General features: G+C 65.7%; 3 protein-coding genes. All 3 read right to left on the bottom strand.

What is annotated here, in order from left to right; all coding sequences use genetic code 11:
• The coding region (locus AC1D12_RS29255; protein ID WP_477844680.1) for an ABC transporter permease subunit at positions 1-610 on the bottom strand (610 nt) is incomplete at its 3' end.
• Entirely contained in the window at positions 607-1,554 is a 948-nt protein-coding gene (locus AC1D12_RS29250) for a branched-chain amino acid ABC transporter permease (RefSeq protein ID WP_477844678.1), read from the bottom strand. The genes AC1D12_RS29255 and AC1D12_RS29250, both read right to left, overlap by 4 nt.
• Positions 1,555-1,619: 65 nt before the next feature.
• Entirely contained in the window at positions 1,620-2,867 is a 1,248-nt protein-coding gene (locus AC1D12_RS29245) for a branched-chain amino acid ABC transporter substrate-binding protein (protein ID WP_477844676.1), read from the bottom strand.
• Positions 2,868-3,130: the final 263 nt, after the last annotated feature.

Genomic DNA, 3,130 nt, shown 5'->3' with positions numbered 1-3,130 from the left:
GCGCGGCGGTGCAGACGAAGCAGTAGACCGCGATCAGGTAGTAGACCTGCACCTGCGGCCCGAAGGTGATGCCCAGCACCGCCTTGCCGGCCACCCGGTTCGAGCTGACGCCGCCCTCGCCGCCGAAGAACTCGGGGAACATCAGCGCCATCGCCGCGACCAGCTCGCCGACGCCCAGCGTGATCATCGCGAAGGTGTTGGCCGATTTCTTCGTCGTCACCCAGCCGAGCAGCGCCGCGACGCCCGCGCCGGCCAGCCCGCCGACCAGCGGCACCAGGCTCATCGGCAGCGGCAGCCCGCCGGCACCGATCAGGTTCATCGCATGGATCGCGAAGAACGCGCCCAGCCCGACATACACCGCATGCCCGAAGCTCAGCATGCCACCCTGGCCGAGCAGCAGGTTGTAGCTGAGGCAGATGATGACCATGTAGCCCATCTGCGACAGCATCGTCATCGCGAGGCCGCTGGTGAACAGCATCGGCGCGACGATCAGCAGCAGCGCGAACACGCCCCACACCACCCAGCGGCCGACGTTCCACGGGCGGAAATGAATGCGCCCGCCCGCCTCGCGATCCGCCACCCGCTCGACCGACTTCAGCACGGCACTCATCCTTCGCGCGTCCCCATCAGGCCCTTCGGGCGGAAGATCAGCATCAGCACCAGCAGCAGGTACGGCAGGATCGGTGCCACCTGCGAGATCTTCAGCTTCAGCAGCGGGTAGCCGAAGGTCTCGGGCGTGATCGCGAGGCCTGCCCACTGCAGCGCGCCGAGCGCCGACTGGTCGAGCGCGACCGCGAAGGTCTGGATCAGCCCGATCAGCAGCGACGCGACGAACGCGCCGGCCAGCGAGCCCATGCCGCCGACCACGACGACGACGAAGATGATCGGCCCGACCGCGCCGGCCATCGTCGGCTCGGTGACGTAGGCGTTGCCGCCGATCACGCCGGCCAGCCCGGCCAGCGCCGCGCCGCCGCCGAACACCCCCATGAACACCAGCGGCACGTTGTGGCCGAGCGCCTCGACCATGTCGGGGTGCGTCAGCGCGCCCTGGATCACCAGCCCGATGYGGGTGCGCGACAGCAGCAGCCACACCGACACCAGCATCAGCAGCGCGACCCCCATCATGAACGCGCGATACATCGGGAACTGCGTGCCGTACAGCGTGAACAGCGGGCCGTCGAGGACCGCCGGCACGCGGTAGTCGACCGCCGAGCGGCCCCAGGTCAGCTGCACCAGCTCGAGGATCACGAACGACAGCCCGAACGTGATCAGCAGCTCGGCGACGTGGCCGAAGCGATGCACCCGACGCAGGCAGAAGCGCTCGAACAGCGCGCCGACCACGCCGGTGAGCAGCGGCGCGACCACCAGCGACGGCCAGAAGCCGAGGAACAGCGTCGTCGTGTATGCGAAGTACGCGCCCAGCATGTAGAAGCTCGCGTGCGCGAAATTCAGCACGCCCATCATGCTGAAGATCAGCGTGAGGCCGGAACTCAGCATGAACAGCAGCAGCCCGTAGCTGATGCCGTTCAGCAGCGATGTGGTGAAGAACTCCATGGATGCGTCAACAAAAATCCCGCGGCGACCGGGTGGTCGACCGCGGGATTGTCAGTGGATGGGATTCAAGCTCCCGGACGCTTCATCTGGCACGACGTGGGCGTGCTCGACACGTACGGCTCGTAGAACTTGTCCGGCACGAAGGTGTAGCCGGTGCCTTCCACGTTGTACTTGTTCYTCGCATCGACCTTGCGCCAGGTGCTCAGGTACAGGCCCTGCTGCATCTGGTGGTCGGAGGCGCGCATCGTGATCTCGCCGCTGAAGCCCTTCACCGTCAGGCCTTCCATCGCGGCGGCCACCTTCACCGGGTCGGTGCTCTTCGCCTTGGCCATCGCGGCCGGCAGCATCGTGAAGATGTTGTAGATGTCGGTGGTGAAGAAGTCTTCCTTGAACTTCTTGTTGAACTCCTCGCCGACCGCGGCGATGTCGCCCGGGATGTTGTGGTGGGCGTACGCGATCATCTTGACCTTGCCCTCGCCGGCCGCGCCGATCGCGGTGGGCGTGCCGATCACGCTCGCGTAGTAGGTGTAGAAGTTGACGTCGAGGCCGGCGTCCTTCGCGGCCTTGATCAGCAGCGTCAGGTCCTGGCTCCAGTTGCCGGTGATCACGGTGTCGGCGCCGCTCTGCTTGATCTTCGCGACGTAGGGCGAGAAGTCCTTCACCTGGCCGAGCGGCGTCAGGTCGTCGCCGACGATCTGGATGTCGGGGCGCTTGCGGGCCAGCGTCTCCTTCGCGAACTTCGAGACCTGCTGGCCGTGCGAGTAGTTCTGGTTGATCAGGTAGACCTTCTTGATGGACGGCTGGTCCTTCATGTAGGTCGTCATCGCCTCCATCTTCATCGAGGTGTCGGCGTCGAAGCGGAAGTGCCAGTAGTTGCACTTGCTGTTGGTGAGGTCCGGGTCGACCGCGGAGTGGTTCAGGAACACGATCTCCTTGCCCGGGTTGCGCTCGTTGTGCTTGGACACCGCGTCGATGATGGCCGCTGCCGCGCCCGAGCCGTTGCCCTGCGTGACGTAGCGGAAGCCCTGGTCGATGGCGGCCTTCAGCACGTTCAGGCTTTCCTGCGGCGAGGCCTTGTTGTCGAAGCCGACCACCTCAAAGGTGACGCCGGCCGGGTTCTTCTTGCCGCTGATGCGCTCGGCCATGAACTGGAAGCTCTTCAGCTGGTTCGCCCCGAGACTCGCGAACGGCCCGGACAGCGGATCGATCCACGCGATCTTGACGGTTTCGCCGGCCTGCGCGAAGGCGATGCCGGCGTGCAGCGAGAAGGCCGCCGCCACTGAAAGGCCGAAAAGCTTTCTGGTGAATTCCATGGCTTCCTCGCGGGTTGATTGCGACAACGGCGAACAGTAATGGAACACGGTGACTGACTGTTTGAGGGACTACCCGACAGGGCGTGTCGCGCGTGGGACATTTGAGGGTTGACGGGCTTGCACAGTTCTGCGCGAGCAAGGGCGCGGGTGGGGGTGTGGGGCTCGCCGGCCGGTGCGGTCATTGCCCCTGGCGGGGCAATGACTTCCCTGCGCTGTGCAATTTGATGGCCCGTCCTAATTGGCGCTCCCCACACCCCCACCCG

The sequence above is a fragment of the Rhizobacter sp. P1_G5 genome (assembly GCF_056405435.1).
Note: the sequence above shows the minus strand (reverse complement) of the source record. Positions and strands in the feature narration are given on the sequence as shown.